Origin of the sequence: Microbacterium sp. 8M (assembly GCF_902506375.1) — a bacterium.
GTDB lineage: Bacteria > Actinomycetota > Actinomycetes > Actinomycetales > Microbacteriaceae > Microbacterium.
In genome coordinates this window covers 2,553,972-2,577,919 of the sequence record NZ_LR733284.1, presented here as the reverse complement: position 1 = coordinate 2,577,919, position 23,948 = coordinate 2,553,972, and the positions used below count along the sequence as shown (strand labels likewise).

Genomic DNA, 23,948 nt, shown 5'->3' with positions numbered 1-23,948 from the left:
ATCCTCCGGGTCGCGGGCGGCAGAAGAAGGGCGGGAGGGGCCGAGACCCCCTCCCGCCCGAGGATCACTTCGAGGTGCCCTGCGACACCGAGCCCTGCAGCTGGCGCTGGAACAGGATGTACACGATCAGCACCGGGACGATCGTGATGATCACCGCGGCGAACATCGCGCCGAAGTCGACCTGGTAGCCGGCCGACGAGGCGAACGACGCCATGCCCTGCGACAGCACGTAGTTGTCCTGGTTCGTGTTCAGCGAGATGGGCAGCAGGAACTGGTTCCACAGGCCGAGGAAGTTCATGATGGCCACCGCCGCCAGTCCGGGCTTCGCCATCGGCAGCATCACCTGGAAGAACGTGCGCCACTCGCTCGCTCCGTCCACGTAGGCCGCCTCCTGGATCTCGTACGGCAGCGACTTGAAGAACGAGAACAGGAAGAAGACCGTGAACGGCAGCGCGAACGCGACGTAGGTGATGATCAGTCCCGGCAGCGTGTTCAGCAGCCCCATGCCCTGCAGGATGAAGAACAACGGGACGATCGCGAGGAACGGCGGGAACGTGAGCCCGGCGAGCATCAGGTAGTAGATCACCCGGCTGCCGGGGACCGAGAACCGCGCCAGCACGTACGCGCACATGGCGCCGAGCAGCATCACCAGGATGAGCGCGCAGCCGACCACGATGACCGTGTTCAGGAACATCGGGCCGAAATTGTTCTTCACCCAGGCGTTGACGTAGTTGTCGAAGTTCCAGTTCGCGGGAAGCCCGAACGGGGACTTGAAGATCTCCTTCGTCGTCTTGAACGAGCCGAGCAGCGTCCACAGCATCGGCAGGATCACGATCAGCGACCAGATGGCCAGCACGACGTGAGAGATGCCGCCGACGACCTTGTCCGAGTTCGTCGACTTCGTGGTGGGGGTGCGCTTGGCGGCCTTCGGGTCGACCGTCACCGCGGCGCGCGTGTCCAGGCTCATGCGCGTCCTCCTTCGTCCTTGCCGCCGATGAGGCGGAACGCGCCGATGACGAGACCGGCGAAGATCAGGGTCACGGCGGCGAGCACGACGCCCATGGCCGTGGCGAGGCCGAACTGGCCCTTCTCGAACGCGGTGCGGAACAGGTACTGGCTCATCACCAGGGTGCTGTTGTTCGGGCCGCCGGACGCGTTCAGGCCCGCCATGTACACGAAGGCGTCCAACGCCATGATCCCCAGATAGATGTATGCGGTCTGCACGTTGTCGCGGATCTGCGGCAGCAGGATCGAGACCACGGTGCGGAACCGCCCGGCGCCGTCGATGCGCGCCGCCTCGAGCGTCTCCGCGGGGATCCCCTTGATCGCCGCGATGAACAGCACCATGTAGAAGCCGACCATGCTCCACACGATCACGAAGATGGTCGCTCCCATGGCCGTGCGCTGGTCGCCCAGCCAGTCGACCATGTCGGTCATGCCGAGAGCCCGGAGCACGCCGTTGAGAAGGCCGTTCGAGGGCTGGTAGATCATGCTCCACAGGATCGCGATGACGATCGCAGGGATCACGTACGGGAAGAACGACACCACGCGGTAGAAGCTCGACCCGGTCAGGCCGCGGACCTGGCCGTGGCTGGGTCCGCCGACCGTGATCATGCTCGCGAAGATGAGCGCGATGACGATCGTGATGAGCGGGACGACGATCGCGAGCAGGGCGTTGTTCGCCATCGCGTGCAGGAACGTCGGATCCTGGAAGAGCTTCACGAAGTTGTCCACCCCGACGAAGCTCATGTTCGGCGAGAAGCCGGTCCAGTTCGTCATCGAGTAGTAGACGGCCTGGACGAACGGCGAGATCACGAACACGAGGAACAGTGCCACTGGCAGCACGAGGAACACCAGGAGGAACGACACGTAGTCGAGCGTCAACCGGCGCTGCCCCAGACGGGGGGCCTTGCGGCCCCCCGTGCGAGCAGCAGTCACGGCGACGGTGTCCAGTCCACCGCCGTATCCTCCCGGACCGCTGGCGGACATTACTTGATCTCGATCTTCTTGATGGAGCTGTCGTTGCGGATCTTGTCGGTCAGATCCTGCAGCGCCTTGGTGAGATCGGCGACCGTCATCTTGCCGTCAAGGAACGAGTTCCACAGCGGCAGCTGGTCGGAGTTCATGCCGTAGAGGCCGAACGCCTTGATGGTGAAGACGTTGTCGCCCGCCTTGTCCAGGAGCTCCTTCTGCGACACCAGAGCGGTGGAGCCGAAGCCGTCGTCGGGGACGATGCCCTTGACGATGGTCGGGGCCAGCTTGCTCTTGGCGAACGCGGTTGCGGACTCCTTGGACAGCATCGTGCGCAGCAGCTCCTTGCCGCCGGCGGGGTTCTTCGCCTTCGACGGAACGATGAACGGCTCGCCGGCCTCGGCGCGCAGGGTGCCCTTCGGCGTCTTCTGGTTGCCGTCGAGCGGCAGCTCGCCGATGCCCTTCATGACGAAGTTGTCGGCGGTCTGCTTCTTCATCTCGTTCTCGATCCACGAGCCCGAGGGGTAGAGCAGCGCAGCCTGGTCCAGGCTCCACTGCGACTGGGCCTGGGTGAACTGCGTGCCGGCGCCGCCGGGCTTCATGTAGCCGGCCTGGATCAGCTCGTAGAAGATGTTGAGGATGTCCTGGATGATCGGGTGCGACCAGCAGTTCTCCTTCAGGTTCTCGAGCGGGAGGCGCACGTCGTCGCCGCCCTGGATGACCGCCGAGTCGACGACGAGCGTCTGGTAGTACGTCGCCGCCTCCTTGCCCCAGACGAAGAGGTACTTGCCCTTGGCCTTCGCGGCCTCGCCGAGCGCCTTCAGGTCCTGCCAGCTCGTCGGAACGGTGAAGCCGTTGTCCTTGAACAGCGTCTCGGAGTACCAGATGCCGTAGACCGTCATGACGTAGTTCAGCGCCTTGAACTTGCCGTCGAAGGTGCCGGGACCCTTGACGCCGCCGTAGAGCGTGTCGCTGATCTTGGTGCCCTCGAGGTTGTTCGACTCCAGGACGTCGTCGAGCTCCTCGAGCTGGTCGAGGATCGTGTTCCAGCCGATCTGGTTGGCGCCCGAGTTGTCGATGAGGTCCGGCGGGTTGCCGCCGACGAAGCGCGGCTGCAGCTCCTGGGCGATCTTCGTCGAGGCGGAGACCTTGACGGTCGCGCCGCCGAGCTTCTTGTTGCCCTCCATGATCTTCGCCGCGTTCTCGACGTAGTCCACGCCGTAGCCGCCGTTGAAGATCACCGCGTCGACCTTGGAGTTCGCCGCGACGCCGAACGGGTTGTCGGCCGACTTCGTGCCGCCGGCGGCGCCGCCGCCGCCACCGCCGCCCGGAGCCGCGCAGGACGCCAGGCTGACGCCGAGGGGCACCATGACGGCAGCGAGCGCCGCGCCGCGCAGCAGTGAGCGCCGGCTGATGGAAGCATCTCTGGTTTCCATGTGATTCTTGCCTTCCTAGTGGGTGGTGAGGGAGAGGAGAGGATGAGTCTGTGGGGGCTCAGGCGCCGCGGCGGAGCCGGTCGAGGTAGCGGGCCTCGAGCGCGGAGTTGTGCTCGTCGCCGCCGGGGATGTTCGCGGAGATGTACATCGGGGGCACCTCGCCGGCCTCGGCGAGGGTGCGCGCGACGCCCAGGGTGAGCAGCTGGGCGATGAAGGCGGCCGTGATCGACGAGATGGCGCCCGCCGAGATCGTGTCGGTGACCTGCAGCGTGGAGTCGCCGTACGGCGCGAGGTTGTCGATCACGACGTCGGCGATCTCGCTCAGGCGCTTGCCGCTGGGGTGCTTGGGCTCGACACGGGCGGTGTGCTCGAGGCTGGTCACCGCGATGACGTTGTGCCCATGCTCCTTGGCCCACAGCGCGACGCCCACGATGGAGCCGTTCACACCCGAGTTCGACGCGATCACGAACACGTCGTTCTCCGTCACCGGGGACACTGCCATGAGCTCGTCGACGACCCACGGCTCGCGCTCGAGCGAGCCGGTCAGCACGTCGGCGGTGCGCTCGCCGTGCAGCACGATGTCGCGCAGGGCGATGCGGTTGGTGGGGATGAGCCCGCCCGCCCGTCCGGCGATCTCCATCGCGAACGCCTCGGAGTGCCCCGTGCCGAACGCCTGGATGACGCCTCCATCGCGCAATGACCCGACGAGCAGGTCGATCGCGGGATCGAGCGCGCCGTTCTCGGCGTCGTCGGCGAGACGCTCGAGGCGCGTCTCGGCTTCGCGGAGCAGGTCCTTGGGGGAAGCGCTCATCGGGTGGACTCCTTCTGGCGGGTCGTGCCACGTGCGTCCGGAGCGGACGGCGTGCGGCGGTGGCTGGACACGGCCATGGCGCTGGCCGCGAGGCGGGTGGCGGCCTGGCCGAGCGTGCGCTGGGCCACGAGCACGTAGAGCAGGTCGATGACGAGCAGCTGCGAGTGCTTGATGGAGAGGTCGTCGGGACGCTGCGCGGGGTTCTCCGAGGCCGTGATCAGCGCGACGTCCGCACTGGAGGCGAGCCAGGAGTCCGCGTCGGTGGTGATCGCGACCGTCAGCGCGCCCGCGGCCCGCGCGTGAGACAGCATCTCGATGGTCTCCTCGGTGCGGCCGGTGTTCGAGATGCCGACGGCCACGGAGGACGCGTCCTGGAGGACGGCGCTGGTGAGGCCGTCATGCACGTCGGACCAGGAGTGCGCGTTCACGCCGATCCGGTAGAGCCGGCCGCGGAACTCGTCGGCGATGACCCCGCTGCCGCCGACGCCGTAGATGTCCACGTGTCGCGCCTCGGCGATGGCGCGGGCCACGAGCTGCACGTCGTCGAGGTCGAGCAGGCTCGTGGTGGTCTCCATGCTGCGCGTGTGCAGTCCCAGCAGGGTCAGCAGCACGCGGTCGGCCGGGTCGTCCTGGCCGATGTCCTCGGCGATGTCGGTGCGCCAGGTGGTGCCGGTGTCGCCGCGACCGGACTCGGCGGCCACGCCGACGCGGAACTGCGTGTAGCCCTCGAAGCCGATCGCGCGGCAGAACCGGGTGACGGTGGCGGCGGAGGTGCCGGCCTGATCGGCCAGCTCGGTGATGGTGAGCTCGACGGGCGCGGTGGGGTGCGCCGTGATCACGTCGGCGATCTTGGCCATGGCCTTGGGCATCGCGGGACGGCGCAGTGAGATGCGCTGCGCGATCGACAACTCGTTGCCGACGTCCTGCATGAGTGGCACCATAGCCTCCGGTGAAAACGGGTCCCGGTTTGGGTGAAAAACATTCTCATCGCGTCTCGTCGGAAAAATCAAGTAGGACAGATAACAAATTGGGGTGCAACATGCTCGTGATGGGTGTCGACGCCGGTGGGACGTCCACCAGGGCGGTGCTCGCCACGGCCGCAGGCGAGTGTGCCGGGTTCGGTCGCGGCGGTCGTGGAAACCCCACTTCATCGGGCATTCCCACGGCCCTCGCCGGCGTGCGCGGCGCGATCTCCGGTGCCTTGGAGGACAGCGGAGCGACCCTTGCGGATGTCGCGGGCATCGTGATCGCGATGGCCGGTCACGATGCCCGCGGAGGCCGGTCGGACTGGATCCTGGATCCTCTGCGCGAGGAGGGTTTCACGGGAACCCTGACGTTCGAGTCCGATCTGCTCGCCATGTACTCGAGCGGCGCCGTCGCTCCCGTGGGCTACGGCGTGGTGTGCGGCACCGGGGCGAGCGCGGTGCGCGTGGAGGGCGGCCGCATCGTCGCCACAGCGGACGGTCTGGGCTGGCTGCTCGGCGACCGGGGCAGCGGATTCTGGATCGGCCGCAGCGCCGCAGCGGCGGCGGTCGACGAACTCGACGGACTCGGGCCGGAGACCGCGCTGACGCCGCTGGTGCTGCAGGCGGCCGGCGTCGCCGCGCACCGTTCCGACCGCAGCGCGGAGGGACGCCCCGCCGCGCTCGAGCAGCTCGTCCGCGTGCTCTACGCGCAGGCCCCGGTGCAGCTCGCGGCGTTCGCGCCGCTCGTCTTCGATGCAGCGGAAGACGAGGATCCGGTGGCGGTGCGGATCCTGAACGCGGCGGGGGAGCAGCTGGTGCGCACGCTCGAGCTGGTCGGCGCGGAGCCGGGGCCGGTCGTCGCCGGGGGCAGCATCGTCTCCCGCGACGGTGCGCCGCAGCGACTGCTGCGCGAGCACCTCGCCGCGGCGTTCGGCGACCAGCCGTTCGTGCTGGTGGACAGCGGAGCGGCCGGGGCGACCACGCTCGCCCTGCGGCACGCGGGCGTCGACGTGGACGAGTCCGTGCTCGCGCGGCTGCGCGCCGGGATCCCGGTCTGACGCGGCGCACCGTGCCGCTCGCCGCGGCGGCTCGCGGGGAGCGCACGCCGTAGAATCGGAACCCTATGAATCCCGAAGCCCTCGCCGCAGCGATCCTGTCCGTCCTCGCCCCGATCGCGGACGAGCGACGACCGGGAGAGCCGTTCGAGCTCGACGTCGCCGACATCGTTCTCGAGCGTCCGCGCAACCGCGATCACGGCGACTGGGCGACCAATGTCGCCATGCGACTGGCCAAGCAGCTCGGCACGAACCCGCGTGAGCTCGCCCGGCAGATCGCCGACGGCCTCGCCGCGGTGGACGGCATCGCCTCCGCCGAGGTCGCCGGCCCCGGATTCCTCAACGTGCGGCTCGAGGCGGGAGCTGCGGGCGCCCTCGCCAAGGTGATCGTCGACGCGGGCGAGGCCTACGGCCGCAACGACTCCCAGGCGGGCCGATCGATCAACGTCGAGTTCGTCTCGGCGAACCCCACCGGACCGCTGCACATCGGGCACACCCGCTGGGCCGCGCTCGGCGACGCCATCGCGCGCCTCCTCGACGCGAGCGGCGCGACGGTCGCGCGCGAGTTCTACATCAACGACGCCGGCGCGCAGATGGAGCGGTTCGCCGGATCCATCGTCGCGGCGGCGAAGGGCGAGCCGACCCCCGAGGGCGGCTACGCCGGCAGCTACATCGCCGACATCGCACAGCGCGTGCTCGCGGAGCGGCCCGATTTCCTCAGCCTCGACGAGGCCGAGCAGCTGCTCGTCGCCCGTGAGCTCGGCTACCGGTATCAGCTCGCCGAGCAGAAGGAATCGCTCGCGAAGTTCAACGTGGTCTTCGACGTCTGGTTCTCGGAGCGGATCCTGCACGCGAAGGGTGAGGACGGCGGACCGAGCCTGGTCGACCAGGCCGTAGACCGGTTGCGCGCGCAGGGGCACGTCTTCGACCAGGACGACGCGGTGTGGGTGCGCACGACCGATTTCGGCGACGACAAGGATCGCGTGATCCGCCGCTCCAACGGCGAGTACACCTACTTCGCCGCCGACGCCGCCTATTACCTGAACAAGGGCGACCGCGGCTTCGAGCACAAGATCTACCTGCTCGGCGCGGATCACCACGGCTATGTTCACCGCCTCAAGGCGCTCGCGGGCGCCGCCGGCGACGATCCCGAGAAGGACGTCGAGGTGCTCATCGGCCAGCTCGTGTCGGTGGGCGGAGCGCGGCTCAGCAAGCGCGCGGGGAACATCATCGAGATGGACGACCTGCGCGAATGGCTCGGCACCGACGCGCTGCGGTACTCGCTGGAGCGCTCGCCGGCGGACTCGCCGCTCTCCCTGGATCCGGAGCTGCTGCAGAAGCGCACCAACGACAACCCCGTCTTCTACGTGCAGTACGCACATGCCCGCACGCACAACGTGGCGCGCAACGCCGCGGACTCCGGTGTGGACCGTTCGGCGTTCGCGCCGGAGCTGCTCACGCACGAGACCGAGTCGGCGCTGCTGGGCGCCCTGCAGGAGTTCCCCCGGATCGTGGCGTTCGCCGCCGAGGTGCGCGAGCCGCACCGCGTCGCGCGCTATCTGGAGGAGCTCGCGGGGCTCTACCACCGTTGGTACGACAACTGCCGCGTGATCCCCCAGGGCGACGACCCGGTGGAGGACGTCCACCGCACGCGCCTGTGGCTGAACGACGCCACCGGTCAGGTGCTGCGCAACGGCCTCGGTCTGCTCGGGGTGTCGGCACCGGAGCGGATGTGACATGAGCGGCGCGGGGGAGGGCACGCACCCGACCGAGCCGTATCCGCGGGATCTCGGTTCGGAGCACCCGACCGTGCCCCTGCCGACGGAGACCGGGAACGGAGCCGCCGTCGTCCCGCCGCGCCCGCCGCTTCCCTCCGCCCCGACCGCGGTGCCGCCGCCGCGTCGTCGCCGGCGCTGGCCGTGGGTGCTCGGCATCCTCGTGGTCGTGCTCGCCGCCCTCGTGGTCGGCGGTGAGTTCGTCGCGCGGGCCGTGGTGGCGCAGCAGATCCGCGCGCAGGTCATCACGGCACTGAAGCTCCCGGCGGATCAGCAGCTGGACGTCGCCGTCGACGGCATCGTGCTGCCCCAGCTCGTGGCGGGGCGGCTGGACGACGTGCATCTGTCCACGAAGAGTGTCGCGATCGGACCCATCACGAGTGCCGTCCAGGTCGATGCCACGGGCGTCCCCCTCCGCGGCGGTGCCCTCGGCAGCGCCACCGGCACGTTCCGCATCACGGCGGATCAGCTGCAGGCTGCGGTCAAGGCCGCCGCGGGGGAGTCGGCGCCGATCGACGCCGTCACGATCGCGGGCTCGGATGTGAAGGCGACCGGATCCGTGGAGCTGTTCGGGGCGACGGTCCCGCTCGCGCTGTCGCTCACCCCTGGCGCGGAGGGCGGCGAGCTCACGTTCACGCCGACGTCGGCCTCGATCGGCGCGCTCACCGTCGACCCCGATACCGTCGCGTCGTCGCCGTTCGGCGCGGCGCTGAAACCACTGTTCGCCACCCAGAAGGTGTGCATCGCAGACCGTCTGCCCGCGGGGGTTCACCTCGGCGGTCTGCGGGTGAAGGACGGCGTGCTGGTCGCCACGTTCACGGCGGACAGCGCGATCACGACGGATCCGGCCCTGCTCGAGAACGGCACCTGCCCCGCGTCCTGACCGTGCTCGGTCGGGCCGCGCATCGCTCGGCTGCACCGCCGCCCGGTCCGCCGCGGCGGTACAGCAGTCGCCCGGTCAGCGGCAGCGCATCCGGTCAGCTGCGGCGGTGCAGCAGGCGCCGATACCAGGGCAGGTGCCGCGGCTCCTCCTCCTGGGGCGCGCGCAGGGCCTCGTGCTCTGCCAGGATCTCCGGATTCTCCCGGCCGAGCTGGTCGCGTGCGGCATCGCGTTCTGCCGTGGTCGCGGCGAGCAGCCGTTCGGCGCGATCGAGCCGGCGCTCGGCGAACGAGCGCGGGCGGCCGATCGCGCGGTCCTCTGCGTCCTCGACGCCGGTGATGATCCAGGCGCTCGCGAGGAGCACCACCTGCGCCGACAGATTGAGCCACAGCATCAGAGCGACGAGGGCGGCGAACGACGCCAAGAGCGGGTTCGCCGCGGCGCCCCGCACGAACAGGGCGGACAGCTGCTGCAGCACGAGCAGGCCCGCGCCGCCGAGTGCGGCTCCGGCCCACAGGTTCCTCGCGTCGGCGCGCACGCCGGACAGCACGGCGAACAGCGCCGCCACGACCGCCATGTCCAGGGCGAAGACGACCACCACGGACACGATCCGCTCCGTTAACGCAGCGGCCAGGGAGTGCTCCGCCCCGAAGAGTGCGGCGATCGAGTCCACCCCGACCGAGCCGAGCACCGTGGCGGCGGCCGACAGCGCGAATCCGATGCCGATCCCCGCGGCGAGTCCGAGGTTGCGCAGGATCACCCAGTACCACTGCACATCGTCGGCGAGCCGGCCGGCGAGCGTGCGCAGGGCGATGCGCAGGGATCCGATCGCGCCGAGCGCGGCGCCGATGAGGCCGACGAGCGAGAATGCGCCGGCGATGGAGAGGCCTGTCGGCGCCGTGAGCGTCGCGATGCTGATCAGGCCGTCCTGCCCGATGAGGCCGGGAACGGCTGCATCGACGGCGTCGATGAGCGCGGTGAGCGCCGGCCGGTTTCCCGACAGCCACAGGCCAGCGACGGAGAAGCCCAGCAGCACCGCCGCGAACACGCTGAACAGGGCGCGGTAGGTGATGCCGTCGGCGAGCGCCGGTCCGTGCTTCTCGGAGTACAGCAGCCATGTGCGCGCCAGTCTCCAGCGCAGCACGCGCGCCACCACGGCGTCGATCCTGCGCTGGAGCCGCGACTTCTCGGCGGGCGGCTGCTCGGCATCGGTACGGGTGCCCATGGTCCGAGCGTAGCGAGCGACGCAAGCGCGGTGCGCGGGCTTGACGCGAGGCCCGGGCGCATGCGATTCGACGGCTTCGGGTGCTGAGCGGCTCCTGAGTTCATCCCCGGAAGGGGCATCTGCTTCGTGATCTGATTGTGATCTTTTCTGGATCCGATCAGGCACTTTCCGGCCGCGGGAATGTCGGTGGCCCCGGGTTGGATAGGGGGTATGACGAACACGGTCGGCGCGGTTCAGGGTCCCGGGGTGGACCCGGTGGATCCGGTCGCGGTGCTGGCCATGGTGACATCCGGGCTCGCGGTGACGGAGGCGTCCATCGTCCGGTTGCAGGCGGTGCGGGACGCGCACCTGGCCGTCGCCCAGCGTCTCGCGGAACACCTCGCTGCGGCCGGCGGCACTTCCGCGGTGCGGGGTGAGGCGGTGGACCTCGCCGCGCGCAGCGTGGCGGCGGAGCTGGCGGCGGTGTTGCACATGTCGGACCGGGTGGTGCAGGGGCGGATGTCGCGGGCGGCGGAGTTGATGACCCGGTACCCGACCACGATGCAGGCGTTCACGGACGCGCGGATCAACGCGGCGCATGTCCGGCTGATCCAGGACACCGGGGCGCGTCTCGACGACGAGGTGCGGGCGGAGTTCGAACGGGCGGCGGTCGCGGCATGTTCGGGTGAGACTCCGCATCGGGCGAAGCGGATCGTGGAACGCATCGCGGAACGCCTCGCCCCGCGGTCGTTGACGCAGCGGCACCGCGCCGCGCAGGAGAAGCGGGCCGTGTGGCGGGAAGAACTCCCCGACGGACAGAAACAGCTCGGCCTCATCCACTCCGCTGCGGTGATCGACGGGATCTTCGACCGGCTCACCCAGCAAGCCCACCTCATCAAGGCCGCGAACGCGAAGGCCGTGAAAGAAGCGGCCTCGGGAATCGCCCCGGATGCGGATGGCATCGGCGACCCTGCCGATGACCGCACCCTCGACCAGCTGCGTGCGGACCTGTGCGCGGACACGCTCCTCACCGGTTCTCCGTCCGGACACGACACCGCAGTCGGGCTGCTGTCGGCGATTCAGGCGCGGGTGGAGGTGACGGTGCCCGCGTTCACGGCCATGGCACCCGACCAGGCTCCGCACCGCGGATCCCCCACGCGCCCGGGAACTGCGTTCGGGGTGCACACCACCCAGCGGGACGAGCAGCCGCGTGAGCACGCCGACCAGTGGGCCGCCTTCCGCGTCCGTACCGAGCTGCCCGCGGAGCTCGCCGGCGGGCAGCCGATCGACACGGACACCGCCCGGATCCTCGCCGGCGGCGCCACCGCGTGGGAACGGGTGCTGACTCATCCGGTCACCGGGGCGATCCTCGCCGTCGACCACTACCGCCCCAACGCCGACCTGCGCCGGCTCCTGCACGCCCGCGACTCACGCTGCCGGTTCCTCACCTGCGGGCTCCCACCCCGAGCCCAAGACCTCGACCACACAGTGGACGCCGCCCACGGCGGCCCCACCGAAGAAGGAAACCTCGGCGGACTCTGCCGACGCCACCACGTCCTGAAACACCACACCGCGTGGAAAGTGAAACAACTCGGCGCCGGGATCCTGGAATGGACCAGCCCCACCGGCGCGAGCTACATCGACAAACCACCCCCACCCGTCACCTTCACCATCCACCAACCGGACCCGCCACCCGACGACGAATCGGCCCCGTTCTGACTACCCCACCTCGGCGGCAGGGGCGCCGGTGCGCCTCAGGCCTGCGTCGCGACGACCTCGGCCTTGAACCCCTCGCCGTTATCCAGCCACCCTGCGTAGTGGTCGGGCCCGCCCGCGTGCGGGTACCGTTCGCTGTACAGAGCCTTCCAGCCGTGCTCCCGCGCCTCGGCCATGAGCCGGTCGACGTCGCTGCGCGAACCACCGTGGAAAGCGAGGTGGTTGAGTCCGGGGAGCCGCCGGTCGTGTCGCGAGCCTTGCACTCCGGGCGGCACGCAGATCGTCAGATACGCATCACCGGCTCTCCATGAGCTGCCGTCGCTCCAGTCGTCCTCTGGCACGAATCCGAGGCGTCCCAGCAGCCAGGACCATTCGGTTCTCGCGCGATGCAGATCCACGACCCACAGCTCGACATGATGGAATCCGCGCACGTCCTCATCCAACCAGGTCGCGACGCCGCCGCCCGTCACAGCCGTCGGGCCGTGACCCCCGGTGCCTTAGAATTCTCAGAACCCGGCCCGCTCTGGGCCGGCCTCGAACCCGAGTCCCACACGACGATTGGTGCCCTGTGCTCTCCGCATCGCCCGACGACGCGCTCGCCCCGGACTGGCTGGAGGTACCGGCCGATCCGAACGAACTGCCCACGGCGGTGTGGCCGGCATCCGCGCGCCGCGACGCCGACGGAGAGCTCGAGCTCGGCGGTGTGGGCGTGGCCGAGCTGCGTGCCCGCTTCGGCACTCCGCTGTATGTGCTCGACGAGGCCGAGGTGCGTGCGCACGCGGCGCGGATCCGCAGTGCGTTCGACGACGCTGCGGCGGCGCACGGGACCAAGGCGCGCGTCTACTACGCGGGCAAGGCGTTCCTCAGCACGGAGGTGGCGCGCTGGGTGACCCAGGAGGGCCTGCGCGTCGACGTGTGCAGTGGCGGCGAGCTCGAGATCGCGCTGGCAGCGGGCGTCAAGCCGTCCCGGATCGGGTTCCACGGCAACAACAAGAGCGTCGCCGAGCTCGAGCGCGCGGTCGAGGTGGGCGTCGGCACGATCATCCTCGACTCCGCGATCGAGATCGAGCGCCTCGGTGCGATCGCCGAGCGCCGCGGCACCGAGAGCCGGGGATTCCGGCAGCGCGTGCTGCTCCGGGTGAACAGCGGCGTGCACGCCGAGACCCACGACTTCCTCGCCACTGCGCACGAGGACCAGAAGTTCGGCACGCCGCTCGAGGCGGCACCCGCGCTCGTCGCGCGGATCCGCGAGATCCCCAGCCTGAAGCTGCGCGGCCTGCACTGCCACATCGGCTCGCAGATCTTCGGATCCCGCGGGTTCGCCGAGTCGGCCTCCCGCATGATCGAGCTGCACGCGGCGCTGCGCGAGGGCGGCGAACTGCCCATGCTCAACCTCGGCGGCGGATTCGGCATCGCCTACACCGCGGCCGACGATCCGACACCCATCGAGGAGCTCGCGAACGCGATCGTGGACGCCGTCGCGCGTGAGTGCGAGGTGCGCGGCATCCCGGTGCCCACCCTCGCCTTCGAGCCCGGCCGCGCGGTCGTGGGCCAGGCGGGCGTGACCCTGTACGAGGTCGGCACCACCAAGGAGGTGTCGCTCGGCGACCGCGGCGAGCGGCTCTACGTGAGCGTGGACGGCGGCATGAGCGACAACGCCCGCCCAGCCCTGTACGGATCCCAGTACTCCGCGCGCATCGCGTCGCGGGAGGGCACGGGGGCACCCGTGCTCGTCCGCGTCGTGGGCTCGCACTGCGAATCGGGGGACATCGTCGTCGATCACGAGTACCTCCCCTCCGACGTCACCCCGGGCGACCTGCTCGCGGTGCCGGCGACCGGCGCCTACTGCTACGCGCTGTCCAGCAACTACAACACCACCCCGCGCCCCGCGGTCGTCGCCGTGCGCGACGGCCAGGCGCGGGTGATCGTCCGCGGGGAGACCCTCGCCGACCTCCTCTCCCGGGACGCGGGCATCGCCGCGCCGGGGGCGGAGCGCACCGGTGCCCGCACCGGAGAAGGAGAAGCATGACGGAACTCGACGGCCACCGCCGCACCCTCCGGGTAGCCCTGCTCGGGGCCGGATCCGTGGGATCGCAGGTCGCACGCCTGCTCCTCGAGCACCAGGCCGACCTCGCCGAGCGCAGCGGCGCGACCCTCGAGCTCGCCGGGATCCTGGTCCGCGACGTGGATGCGCCGCGCGACACGGAGCTTCCGCGCGAGCTGCTCACCACCGATGCCGAGGCACTCATCCTCGGAGCCGACATCGTGATCGAGCTCATGGGCGGGATCGAGCCCGCGCGCGGATACGTGCTGCAGGCGCTGCGCAGCGGGGCCGACGTGGTCACCGGCAACAAGGCGCTGCTCGCCACGCACGGTGCGGAGATCTTCGAGGCCGCCGATCAGGTGGGCGCCTCCGTCTCCTACGAGGCCGCCGTCGCCGCCGCCATCCCGATCATCCGTCCGCTGCGCGACTCGCTCGCCGGCGACCGCATCAAGCGGATCTTCGGCATCGTCAACGGCAGCACGAACTTCATCCTCGACTCGATGGACCGCCAGGGTCTCAGTGCCGAGGAGGCTCAGCGGATCGCGACCGACCTGGGGTACCTCGAGGCTGATCCGACTCTCGACCTGGAGGGCTTCGATGCGGCGCAGAAGGCCGCGATCCTCGCCAGCCTCGCCTTCCACACGCAGGTCTCCATCGACGACGTGCACCGCGAGGGCATCTCCTCGGTGACCGCCGACATGATCGGCGACGCCCGTCGCGCGGGGTACGTGATCAAGCTGCTCGCGGTGTGCGAGCGGCTCCCGGAGCCCGAAGGCGACGCCGTCTCGGTGCGCGTGTACCCGGCGCTGATCGACCGCGACCACCCGCTGGCCAGCGTGCACGGCGGCAACAACGCCGTGTTCGTGGAGGCCGAGGCCGCCGGCCCGCTGATGTTCTACGGCGCCGGCGCGGGCGGCGTGCAGACCGCATCCGCCGTGCTCGGCGACGTCGTGTCCGCCGCGCGGCGCCACATCGCCGGCGGCGTGGGCGTGGGCGAGTCCGCCCGGCAGAGCTTGCCGATCGCGCCCTTCGGGCACATCACCACGCGCTACCAGATCACCCTCGAGGTCGCCGACGTCACCGGCGTGCTGGCGACCGTCGCCGGGATCCTCAGCGACCACGGCGTCTCGATCGCCACCGCGCTGCAGACCGTGGAGCGCGGCGAGGACAGCACGACCGCCCGCCTGGTGATCGGCACGCACCGCGCCACCGAGCAGGCCCTCAGCGACACTGTCGCCCGTCTGGCCGACAGCGACGCCGTCACCCGCGTGGTGTCGGTGCTGCGCGTCGAGGGGGAGTGACGTGAGCGCCTCCGAAGGACCGATGCCCGGGCGCACCGTCGAGGTGCGCGTCCCCGCCACCAGTGCCAACCTCGGCCCCGGGTTCGACACCCTGGGTCTCGCGCTGAGCATGTACGACGAGCTCGAGGTCACGGCGCTCGAGCCGGGCGTCTACGAGTTCGACATCTCGGGATCCGGCGCCGAGGAGATCGCGCGCGACGCGTCGAACCTGGTGATCCGGTCCATCGCGCACGTCTTCGCCGACGCCGGCGTCACGATGCCCGGGATCCGCCTCATCGCGCGCAACGGCGTTCCGCACGGCCGCGGGCTGGGATCCTCCGGCGCCGCCGTGGCGGCGGGCGTCCTGGCCGCACAAGGCCTGCTGAAGGGCATCGTCGAGCTCGACGACGATGCGCTGCTCCGGCTGGCCACCGAGCTCGAAGGACACCCCGACAACGTCGCCCCCGCCCTGTTCGGCGGCCTGACGATCGCATGGACCGCCGAGCGCGGCCCGCAGCACAAGAAGCTGCTGGTGCATCGCGGCGTCTCACCGCTCGTGCTGGTGCCCGGGTACACCATGTCGACCAAGGCGGCCCGCAGCCTGCAGCCCGAGCACGTGCCGAGCGAGGACGCGGTGTTCAACGTGTCCCGCTCCGCGCTGCTCATCGCGGCGCTCACGCAGAGCCCCGACGTGCTGCTCGACGCCACCGACGACCGGCTGCACCAGGACTATCGCGCCCCCGCGATGCCGGAGACGAACCGCCTCGTGCGCGCACTGCGGGCGGAGGGGTTCGCGGCCGTCGTCTCGGGCGCCGGACCGAGTGTGCTCGTGCTGTGCGACGGCCCGGGCAGCCGCCTGGAGGCCGTGCGGGTGGCCGAGTCGGCGACGGACACTCCGTGGATCCCGCAGATGGTCGCCGTCGATGTGCGAGGTGGTACAGTGAGGGAACGAGCGGAGGGTTCTTCGTCACAATCGTGATCCCGGCCCGCGACGCACTTCCTGCGTCAGCCGCACAGCATCCGAAACCGCACCGCGAGCCGGTCACCGGCTCGTCGTGAGCGTGTTCTCCGGGTGGCATGCAGGGGACAGCCTGTTCTCGGCATGATCGTGCGGCCGCGCCCCGGCATCTGCCGTGTGCGCGTCGAATCACCCACGACTTACAAGAGGAGTACTCGTGGAGACCATCTCCGAGACCCAGATCGAGAACTCGGCTCCGGCCGAGAACGCGTCCGCCGAGGACGCGCCGAAGGCGCCGCGCAAGCGCGCGCCGCGCCGCGCGACCTCCGCGAGCGCCGCAGCCCAGGCCGCCGAAGCGGGCGACACCGCCGTCGCAGCTCCGGCCGAGGCCGCACCCGCCGAGGCTCCGGCGGAGGACGCGCCGAAGGCGCGGGCCCCGCGTCGCAGCCGTGCCAAGAAGGCCGAGGAGGCGCCGGCGGAGTCCGCGGACGCCGCCCCCGCCGAGACCCCGGCCGAGGCCGCACCCGCCGAGACCCCGGCGGAGGACGCGCCGAAGGCGAAGGCCCCGCGTCGCAGCCGTGCCAAGAAGGCCGAGGAGGCGCCGACGGAGTCCGCGGACGCCGCCCCCGCCGAGGCGCCGGCCGAACCCGCCGTGAAGGAGGCGTCCGCCGACGCCGCTCCGTCCGAGCAGCCGGCCGAGGCTCCCGCGGAGGGCGGCGAAGAGCCGACCGGCCGCAGCCGCAGCCGTTCCCGCAGCCGCAGCCGCAACCGCAACGGCGGTCAGGACAACGGCGGCAACCAGAACAACGGCCAGAACGGCAACGGCAACCAGAACGGCCGCGGCGGTGCTCCGGCCGACGCCGACGAGGAGGGCGGCAGCAGCCGCGGCCGGCAGCGCAACAAGCGCCGTGGCGGCGGCAACCAGAACGTCGACGAGTTCGAGACCGAGATCGGCGAGGACGACGTCCTCATCCCGATCGCCGGCATCCTCGACGTGCTCGACAACTACGCCTTCGTGCGCACCACCGGCTACCTCTCCGGCCCCAGCGACGTGTACGTCTCGCTCGGCCAGGTGAAGAAGTACAACCTGCGCAAGGGCGACGCCGTCGTCGGCGCGATCAAGCAGCCCCGCGAGGGCGAGCAGCAGGGCCGCCAGAAGTACAACGCCCTGGTCAAGGTCGACTCGATCAACGGCCTGAGCCCCGAGGATGCCGCCGCCCGCGTCGAGTTCTCGTCGCTCACCCCGCTGTACCCGCAGGAGCGGCTGCGCCTGGAGACGTCGGCGTCGAAGCTCACGCAGCGCATCATCGACCTCGTCGCACCGATCGGCAAGGGCCAGCGCGGCCTCATCGTCGCCCCGCCGAAGGCGGGCAAGACGATCGTGCTGCAGCAGATCGCCAACGCGATCGCGCAGAACAACCCCGAGGTGCACCTCATGGTCGTGCTCGTCGACGAGCGCCCCGAAGAGGTCACCGACATGCAGCGCACCGTGAAGGGCGAGGTCATCGCCTCGACCTTCGACCGCCCCGCGGAGGATCACACCACGGTCGCCGAGCTCGCGATCGAGCGCGCCAAGCGCCTCGTCGAGCTGGGCCGCGACGTGGTCGTGCTGCTCGACTCGATCACCCGCCTCGGCCGCGCCTACAACATCTCGGCGCCTGCCTCGGGCCGTGTGCTCACGGGCGGCGTGGACGCGTCGGCGCTCTACCCGCCGAAGCGCTTCTTCGGCGCCGCGCGCAACATCGAGAACGGCGGATCGCTCACGATCCTCGCCACTGCTCTGGTGGAGACCGGATCCAAGATGGACGAGGTCATCTTCGAGGAGTTCAAGGGCACCGGCAACAGCGAGCTGCGTCTGTCGCGCGCCCTCGCCGACAAGCGGATCTTCCCGGCCGTGGACGTCAACGCGTCCTCCACGCGCCGCGAGGAGATGCTGCTGAGCCCCGACGAGGTCAAGATCACCTGGAAGCTGCGCCGTGCCCTCGCCGGGCTCGACCCGCAGCAGGCCCTCGAGGTCGTCCTCGGCAAGCTCAAGGAGACCGACTCCAACGTCGAGTTCCTGCTGCAGATGCAGAACGCGCAGCTGGGCAAGCCGGCCTCCGGCACCGGCCACAGCCACGCGTCCGAGAACAGCATCCGCTGACCCGCGTCCGCGGATCAGCTGTCGTTCCGGGATCCGGTCGTCATGTTCGAACAGGTCGAGGCGCTGCGCGACGAGCACCGCAGGGTGGAGAGGGAGCTCTCCGACCCCGAGGTGCACGCCGACGCCGCACGGGCGAAGCGCGTCAACCGCCGCTATGCCGAGCTCAGCCGCATCGTGAAGGCGCATGACGACTGGATCGCCGCCGGCGAGGACCTCGAGACCGCGCGCGAGTTCGCCCGAGAGGACGAGTCGATCGCGGCGGAGATCCCCGCCCTCGAAGAGCACCTGCAGCAGACGCAGGAGAAGCTGCGTCGGCTGCTGATCCCGCGGGATCCGGATGACGCACGCGACGTCATCATGGAGATCAAGGCGGGGGAGGGCGGCGCGGAGTCCGCGCTCTTCGCCGCGGATCTGCTGCGCATGTACATGCAGTACGCCGCGTCGAAGGGCTGGAAGACCGAGCTCCTGGAGCGCACCGAGTCCGACCTCGGCGGCTACAAGGACGTGCAGGTCGCGATCAAGGGATCGTCGACGGATCCCTCCCAGGGGGTCTGGGCGCACCTCAAGTACGAGGGCGGCGTGCACCGCGTGCAGCGGGTTCCCGCCACCGAGTCGCAGGGGCGCATCCACACCTCGACGACGGGAGTGCTCGTGTTCCCCGAGGTCGACGAGCCCGACGAGATCGCGATCAACCAGAACGACCTCAAGATCGACGTCTTCCGCTCATCCGGACCGGGCGGCCAGTCCGTCAACACCACCGACTCGGCGGTGCGCATCACGCATCTGCCCACCGGGATCGTGGTGTCGATGCAGAACGAGAAGTCGCAGCTGCAGAACCGCGAGGCGGCGATGCGCGTGCTGCGCGCCCGCCTGCTCGCCAAGCAGCAGGAGGAGCTCGAGGCTGCAGCGTCCGACGCCCGCCGCTCCCAGATCCGCGGCATGGACCGCTCGGAGCGGATCCGCACGTACAACTTCCCGGAGAACCGCATCGCGGATCACCGCACCGGCTTCAAGGCCTACAACCTCGATCAGGTGATGGACGGCGCGCTGGAGCCGATCATCGAGTCCGCGATCCATGCGGACGAGGAGGCGCGCCTGGCCGCACTCGGCAGCGAGGCCTGAGCACTCCCGGCGCGAGCTGAGGCATCGGTGCGTCAGCCTTGGGCCGCCAGCCGCAGCTCGAGCTGATCGAGCAGAAGGTCGAGGCCGTAGTCGAACTCGTCGCCGAAGCGGTAGTCGTGTCCGATCACCATCTGCTCCAGCATCTCGGCGAGGTGCGGATACTCCGCGGCCGGCAGATCCAAGCCTTCGGCGAAGGCCTCGGGCCCCGTGTCGGGGGTGAAGGGCAGGCTGAGCTCGGTGAGCACGAATCCGTAGATGTAGGCGTCCAGCGCCGAGTAGGCGTGCGCCGCGAGCGTGAGGGTGAAGCCGTCTTTGCGCAGCAGACCGAGGACACGGTCGTGGTGTCGCATCACGGCCTGTCCCGGGTTCGCCCTGGACTCGAGCAGAGTGAGCGCCCAGGGGTGCTTCTTGAGCACGGCGCGCATGGCGTGGGCGCGCGCGGTCATGGCGGGGCGCCAGGGCGTGCCGACCTCGAGCAGCGGGATCTGTGTGAACGCCGCGTCCGCGAGCAGGTCCAGCAGCTCGTCCTTGCCGGAGACGTGGTGATAGAGCGACATCGCCTCGGCGCCGAGCGCCTTGCCGACGTTGCGCATGCTCACGGCGGTCAGGCCGCCCTCGTCGGCGACCTGCATGGCAGCGGCGACGATGCGCTCACGGCTGAGCGGCGCGCGCGGGGCCACTGCGACTCCCTTCCGGGCCGTACTTGTGCCCTTACGCATGTAAGGCTATCGTAGGCGCGACAGACTTACAGGCGTAAGGGGAGAGCATGCGGGCAGGGGTTGTGGAGAGGTACGGGCCTGCGTCGGTCGTGCGGATCGCGACGGTGGCCGATCCTGTCGCACGTCGAGGCGAGGGTCTGGTGCGGGTCGTGGCGTCGACCGTGAACTCCGGCGACGCCCGCATCCGTGGTGCACGCTTCCCACGCGGGTTCGCCCTGCCGGGTCGGCTCGCGCTCGGTCTCCGGGGCCCTCGGAAAAGGGTGCTCGGCGTCGTCTTCGCGGGGACCATCGTCGAGCTCGGCGCAGGGGATCCCGGTCGCGGCCCGCGAGCGCGGAGCCGGGCCGAGGCGATGACAGCCTTCGCCGTCGGAGATCGCGTCTGCGGCATGACGGGCGCCCGGATGGGGGCGCACGCCGAGCTCGTCGCGGTCCCCGGCTCGCGTCTCGTGCGCCTTCCTGACGCGGTCTCCTTCGACGACGCCGCCGGGGTGCTGTTCGGCGGCACGACGGCTCTGCACTACCTGCGCGACAAGGCGCTCCTGCAGCCCGGCGAGCGAGTGCTCGTGGTCGGTGCCTCCGGAGCGGTCGGCACGAACGCCGTGCAGCTGGCGAAGCATTTCGGGGCGACGGTCACGGCAGTCACCAGCGGCCGCAACGCGCAGCTCGTCGCGGCCCTCGGCGCCGACAGGCTCATCGATTACGGGACGGTGCCGATCGAGTCTCTCGCGGCGCGCGGGGAGCGCTTCGACGTCGTGTTCGACACGGTCGGCGCGCTGAGCCCGGCGAGCGGCCGGCCGCTGCTGGCTGAGGGCGGACGGCTCCTGCTGGCCGTCGCGAGTCTCGGCGAGATGATCACGGCACGCGGCCCGGTGAAGACAGGCACGGCGCCTGAGCGCCCTGAAGACATCGCCGCGCTGCTCGGCCTCATCGAATCGGGCGCCCTCCGCGTCGTCACGGATCGATCGCTTCCGCTCGACCGCCTCGCCGAGGCGCACGCCCTCGTCGACTCCGGTCGCAAGGTCGGCAATCTCCTTCTGCACCCGCAGGCCGACGCGTCCGCGGCTGAACGGGCCGATCGGTCGGAGCGCTGATGCAGCCCTTCTCGACGCGACCTCTGCCCTGACGCGCCGCCCGTCACCAGGCGCCGCGCGTGGGCGTGCGCCCCTCCCTGGCGTCGTCCGGAAGCGCCATCTCGGCGCGCATGCCCAGCAGTCGCACGGGGCGGTCAGGCTCGATCCGGGAGATCAGCTCGTGCGCCTTCGCCACGATCGCTGGCCGGTCGGTGGTCTCCGGGATCCGCTTCGTGAAGGTCTTCGTCGTGAACGGCGCATAGCGCACCTTGAGCCCGAGGCCGATGACGCCGCGTCCGTCCTCCGCGACATCGTCGAGCACCTGATCGAGCAGCACCAGCGCAGCCCGCTCGATCTCGGTACGGTCGGCGAGATCGCTCTGATAAGTCGTCTCCCGGCTGTGCCCGCGCGGGACCCAGGGCGTGTCATCGACGACCGCGGATCCGCCGCCCCGCCCGAGCTCGCGGTACCAGAGCCCCATCCGCGGGCCGAACTCGGACACGAGCGCGTCCTCGGGCGCTGACGCCAGTTCCGCGACCGTGCGGATGCCCAGGCCCGCGAGGCGCTTCGACACCTTCGAGCCGACGCCCCACAGCTCGATCACCGCGCGCTCGCCCATCACCTCGTCCCAGTTGCCGGCCGTGAGGCGGAAGACGCCCCGGGGCTTGCCGAAGCCCGTCGCGATCTTGGCCCGCACGAGCGTGTCGCCGATGCCGACGCTGCAGTGCAGGCGCGTCCGGTCCAGGACGGCCTGCTGGATGCGCCGCGCGTATGCCTCTGGATCGTCGGTGTCGACGCCGACGAACGCCTCGTCCCACCCGAGCACCTGCACCACGGCGCCCGGCTGGGCGCGCAGCTCGTCCATCACCTCTGCGGAGGCGGCGAGGTAGGCGGGGGCGTCGACGGGCAGGATCACGGCGTCCGGCGCCTTGCGCGCCGCGATGCGCAGCGGCATGCCCGAGCCGACGCCGAACGCGCGTGCCTCATAGGAGGCGGTCGAGACCACGGCGCGCTCGGTCGGGTCGCCGCGACCGCCCACGATCAGGGGCAGGCCGGCGAGCTCCGGACGTCGCAGCACCTCGACGGCCGCGATGAACTGGTCCAGGTCCACATGGAGAACCCACCGCATGCCCCGACCCTACGCGGATCCGGGGCGTTCCGCTCAGATGGAGTATTCCGGCACGGAGAGGATCCGCGCTGTGCTCTCACCCTCGACGCGGGGTCGCGCGCGGGCGGGCACCCCGGTGAGCACGGAATCTGCCGGGGCGTCCTTCGTCACCACGGCGTTGGCGCCGATCGCGGACCGCGCGCCGATCACCACGGGACCGAGGATCTTGGCGCCCGCGCCCACGACCACGCCGTCCTCGAGCGTGGGGTGGCGCTTGCCGGCGTCGCGGGTGCGGCCGCCGAGCGTGACCCCGTGGTACAGCATCACGTCGTCGCCGATCTCCGCCGTCTCGCCGATCACGACGCCCATGCCGTGGTCGATGAAGAAGCGGCGCCCGATCTGCGCACCGGGGTGGATCTCGATGCCCGTCAACCACCGTGCGATCTGCGAACCCATCCGCGCGGGGAAGCGCAGGCCGCGTGTCCACAGTGCGTGGTTCACCCGGTGCGCCCAGATGGCGTGCAGACCGGGGTAGAGCAGCGCGATCTCGAGTCCGCCGCGGGCGGCGGGGTCGCGGAGCCGGGCGGACGCGACGTCCTCGCGCATCCGCCCGATCCACGACATGTCGGGGATCGGCATCAGTCCTCGCGCAGATCCTCGAACAGCGCCGTGGACAGGTAGCGCTCGCCCGTGTCGGGGATGACGACGACGATGGTCTTGCCCTCGTTCTCGGGGCGCTTCGCCACCTGCAGCGCCGCCCATGCGGCCGCGCCGCTGGAGATGCCGACGAGCAGGCCCTCCTGGGCCGCGAGGGCGCGGGACGTCGCCAGGGCGTCCTCGAACTCGACGGTGACGACCTCGTCGTAGACCTCGGTGTCGAGGATCGGCGGGACGAAGTTCGGGCCGATGCCCTGGATCTTCGCCGGGCCCGGCGTTCCTGTCGACAGCAGCGGGGAAGCGGTCGGCTCGACCGCGATGACCTTCACGTCGGGCTTGCGCTGCTTGAGCACCTGGCCCACGCCGGTGATGGTGCCGCCCGTGCCGACGCCGGCGACGAAGATGTCCACGGCGCCGTCCGTGTCGCGCCAGATCTCCTCGGCGGTGGTGACACGGTGGATCTCCGCGTTGGCCTCGTTCTCGAACTGGTGCGCGAGGATCGCGCCGGGCGTCTCCGCGGCGATGCGCTCGGCCTCGGCGACGGCTCCCTTCATGCCCAGCGTCGGGTCGGTCAGCACGAGCTGCGCGCCGAACGCCTTGAGCAGGACCCGGCGCTCCTTCGACATCGAGGCGGGCATGGTCAGGATCACCTTGTAGCCGCGGGCGGCGCCGACCAGCGAGAGCGCGATCCCGGTGTTGCCGCTGGTGGCCTCGACGATCGTGCCGCCCGGGGCGAGCGAACCGTCCTTCTCCGCAGCGTTGATGATCGCGATGCCCAGGCGGTCCTTGACGCTGGAGCCAGGGTTGAAGTACTCGAGCTTGGCCAGCACCGTCGCACCCGCGCCCTCGGTGACGTGGTTGAGACGGACCAGCGGGGTGTTCCCGAATGCCGTGGTGATGTCGGGGTGGATGCCTGCCATGACTGACCTTTCGATGGACGCACTGCTTCGGGCGACGGCTCCCGTCCTGTCGGCGGACGAGGCCACGTCCCGTCGGCGGACGAGGACACGATCGTGCACAGCCTAGGACCGCCA

Annotated in this window: 21 protein-coding genes; 10 read left to right on the top strand and 11 right to left on the bottom strand. The window is 70.5% G+C overall.

Features of this window, described 5'->3' with window-relative positions; all coding sequences use genetic code 11:
- Window positions 1–64 precede the first annotated feature (64 nt).
- Genes AERO9AM_RS12345 through AERO9AM_RS12325 form a run of 5 tightly spaced genes read right to left on the bottom strand, consistent with a single transcriptional unit; the run spans window position 65 to window position 5,147 of the window.
- Window positions 65–967 (bottom strand): carbohydrate ABC transporter permease, encoded by a 903-nt coding sequence (locus tag AERO9AM_RS12345; protein WP_159576408.1) that lies wholly within the window; start codon window positions 965–967, stop codon window positions 65–67.
- Complete coding sequence (locus AERO9AM_RS12340) at window positions 964–1,938, bottom strand: carbohydrate ABC transporter permease (protein ID WP_236602602.1); 975 nt, start codon at window positions 1,936–1,938, stop codon at window positions 964–966. The genes AERO9AM_RS12345 and AERO9AM_RS12340 overlap by 4 nt, the downstream gene beginning before the upstream one ends.
- A gap of 50 nt (window positions 1,939–1,988) precedes the next feature.
- Window positions 1,989–3,407 (bottom strand): N-acetylglucosamine/diacetylchitobiose ABC transporter substrate-binding protein, encoded by a 1,419-nt coding sequence (gene ngcE / locus AERO9AM_RS12335; protein ID WP_159576406.1) that lies wholly within the window; start codon window positions 3,405–3,407, stop codon window positions 1,989–1,991.
- Window positions 3,408–3,465: 58 nt separating this feature from the next.
- Complete coding sequence (locus AERO9AM_RS12330) at window positions 3,466–4,218, bottom strand: sugar isomerase domain-containing protein (protein ID WP_159576405.1); 753 nt, start codon at window positions 4,216–4,218, stop codon at window positions 3,466–3,468.
- Window positions 4,215–5,147 (bottom strand): MurR/RpiR family transcriptional regulator, encoded by a 933-nt coding sequence (locus tag AERO9AM_RS12325; RefSeq protein ID WP_159576404.1) that lies wholly within the window; start codon window positions 5,145–5,147, stop codon window positions 4,215–4,217. The genes AERO9AM_RS12330 and AERO9AM_RS12325 overlap by 4 nt, the downstream gene beginning before the upstream one ends.
- Window positions 5,148–5,257: 110 nt before the next feature.
- Between AERO9AM_RS12325 and AERO9AM_RS12320 the strand changes: the two genes are divergently transcribed.
- From AERO9AM_RS12320 to AERO9AM_RS12310, 3 genes are all read left to right on the top strand, one after another.
- Entirely contained in the window at window positions 5,258–6,241 is a 984-nt protein-coding gene (locus AERO9AM_RS12320; protein ID WP_159576403.1) for an N-acetylglucosamine kinase, read from the top strand.
- 65 nt (window positions 6,242–6,306) lie between these two features.
- Window positions 6,307–7,974, top strand: coding sequence for an arginine--tRNA ligase (gene argS, locus AERO9AM_RS12315; RefSeq protein ID WP_159576402.1), 1,668 nt, complete (start codon window positions 6,307–6,309; stop codon window positions 7,972–7,974).
- A gap of 1 nt (window position 7,975) precedes the next feature.
- Window positions 7,976–8,896 carry an LmeA family phospholipid-binding protein gene (locus tag AERO9AM_RS12310; RefSeq protein WP_159576401.1) on the top strand — a complete coding sequence of 307 codons (921 nt, stop codon included), beginning with the start codon at window positions 7,976–7,978 and terminating at the stop codon, window positions 8,894–8,896.
- Between the two features lie 94 nt (window positions 8,897–8,990).
- Here the strand turns inward: AERO9AM_RS12310 and AERO9AM_RS12305 are convergent, their stop codons facing one another.
- Window positions 8,991–10,118 (bottom strand): YihY/virulence factor BrkB family protein, encoded by a 1,128-nt coding sequence (locus tag AERO9AM_RS12305; protein WP_159576400.1) that lies wholly within the window; start codon window positions 10,116–10,118, stop codon window positions 8,991–8,993.
- Window positions 10,119–10,328: 210 nt separating this feature from the next.
- Here AERO9AM_RS12305 and AERO9AM_RS12300 point away from each other — a divergent pair, with 210 nt between their 5' ends.
- A complete protein-coding gene (locus tag AERO9AM_RS12300; protein WP_159576399.1) occupies window positions 10,329–11,816 on the top strand; it encodes an HNH endonuclease in 1,488 nt (495 codons plus the stop codon).
- Between the two features lie 35 nt (window positions 11,817–11,851).
- On the opposite strand, the gene AERO9AM_RS12295 is transcribed toward AERO9AM_RS12300, so the two are convergent.
- Entirely contained in the window at window positions 11,852–12,244 is a 393-nt protein-coding gene (locus AERO9AM_RS12295; protein WP_159576398.1) for a VOC family protein, read from the bottom strand.
- A gap of 137 nt (window positions 12,245–12,381) precedes the next feature.
- Between AERO9AM_RS12295 and lysA the strand changes: the two genes are divergently transcribed.
- The 5 genes from lysA (at window position 12,382) to prfA (ending at window position 19,360) form a co-directional block, all read left to right on the top strand.
- Complete coding sequence (lysA, locus tag AERO9AM_RS12290; RefSeq protein ID WP_159576397.1) at window positions 12,382–13,842, top strand: diaminopimelate decarboxylase; 1,461 nt, start codon at window positions 12,382–12,384, stop codon at window positions 13,840–13,842.
- On the top strand, window positions 13,839–15,158 hold the full coding sequence (locus AERO9AM_RS12285) for a homoserine dehydrogenase (RefSeq protein WP_159576396.1): 1,320 nt from the start codon (window positions 13,839–13,841) through the stop codon (window positions 15,156–15,158). The genes lysA and AERO9AM_RS12285 overlap by 4 nt, the downstream gene beginning before the upstream one ends.
- A gap of 22 nt (window positions 15,159–15,180) precedes the next feature.
- Entirely contained in the window at window positions 15,181–16,116 is a 936-nt protein-coding gene (gene thrB, locus AERO9AM_RS12280; protein WP_159577520.1) for a homoserine kinase, read from the top strand.
- Between the two features lie 196 nt (window positions 16,117–16,312).
- The gene (gene rho / locus AERO9AM_RS12275; RefSeq protein WP_236602601.1) at window positions 16,313–18,238 is read left to right on the top strand and encodes a transcription termination factor Rho; all 1,926 of its coding nucleotides are present in this window, start codon (window positions 16,313–16,315) and stop codon (window positions 18,236–18,238) included.
- A gap of 42 nt (window positions 18,239–18,280) precedes the next feature.
- A complete protein-coding gene (gene prfA, locus AERO9AM_RS12270) occupies window positions 18,281–19,360 on the top strand; it encodes a peptide chain release factor 1 (protein ID WP_159576394.1) in 1,080 nt (359 codons plus the stop codon).
- A gap of 32 nt (window positions 19,361–19,392) precedes the next feature.
- On the opposite strand, the gene AERO9AM_RS12265 is transcribed toward prfA, so the two are convergent.
- On the bottom strand, window positions 19,393–20,040 hold the full coding sequence (locus AERO9AM_RS12265; RefSeq protein ID WP_201298628.1) for a TetR/AcrR family transcriptional regulator: 648 nt from the start codon (window positions 20,038–20,040) through the stop codon (window positions 19,393–19,395).
- Window positions 20,041–20,183: 143 nt separating this feature from the next.
- On the opposite strand from AERO9AM_RS12265, the gene AERO9AM_RS12260 reads away from it, so the two are divergent.
- Entirely contained in the window at window positions 20,184–21,170 is a 987-nt protein-coding gene (locus AERO9AM_RS12260; RefSeq protein ID WP_201298627.1) for an NAD(P)-dependent alcohol dehydrogenase, read from the top strand.
- A 43-nt stretch (window positions 21,171–21,213) separates the two neighbouring features.
- On the opposite strand, the gene AERO9AM_RS12255 is transcribed toward AERO9AM_RS12260, so the two are convergent.
- From AERO9AM_RS12255 to cysK, 3 genes are read right to left on the bottom strand one after another with little or no spacing between them, the layout of a single operon-like run.
- Window positions 21,214–22,278, bottom strand: coding sequence for a DNA polymerase IV (locus tag AERO9AM_RS12255; RefSeq protein ID WP_159576391.1), 1,065 nt, complete (start codon window positions 22,276–22,278; stop codon window positions 21,214–21,216).
- A gap of 33 nt (window positions 22,279–22,311) precedes the next feature.
- Window positions 22,312–22,896 (bottom strand): serine O-acetyltransferase EpsC, encoded by a 585-nt coding sequence (gene epsC, locus AERO9AM_RS12250; protein WP_236602600.1) that lies wholly within the window; start codon window positions 22,894–22,896, stop codon window positions 22,312–22,314.
- Window positions 22,896–23,834 carry a cysteine synthase A gene (gene cysK, locus AERO9AM_RS12245; RefSeq protein WP_159576390.1) on the bottom strand — a complete coding sequence of 313 codons (939 nt, stop codon included), beginning with the start codon at window positions 23,832–23,834 and terminating at the stop codon, window positions 22,896–22,898. Before cysK ends, epsC begins: the two co-directional genes overlap by 1 nt.
- Between the last annotated feature and the right edge of the window lie 114 nt (window positions 23,835–23,948).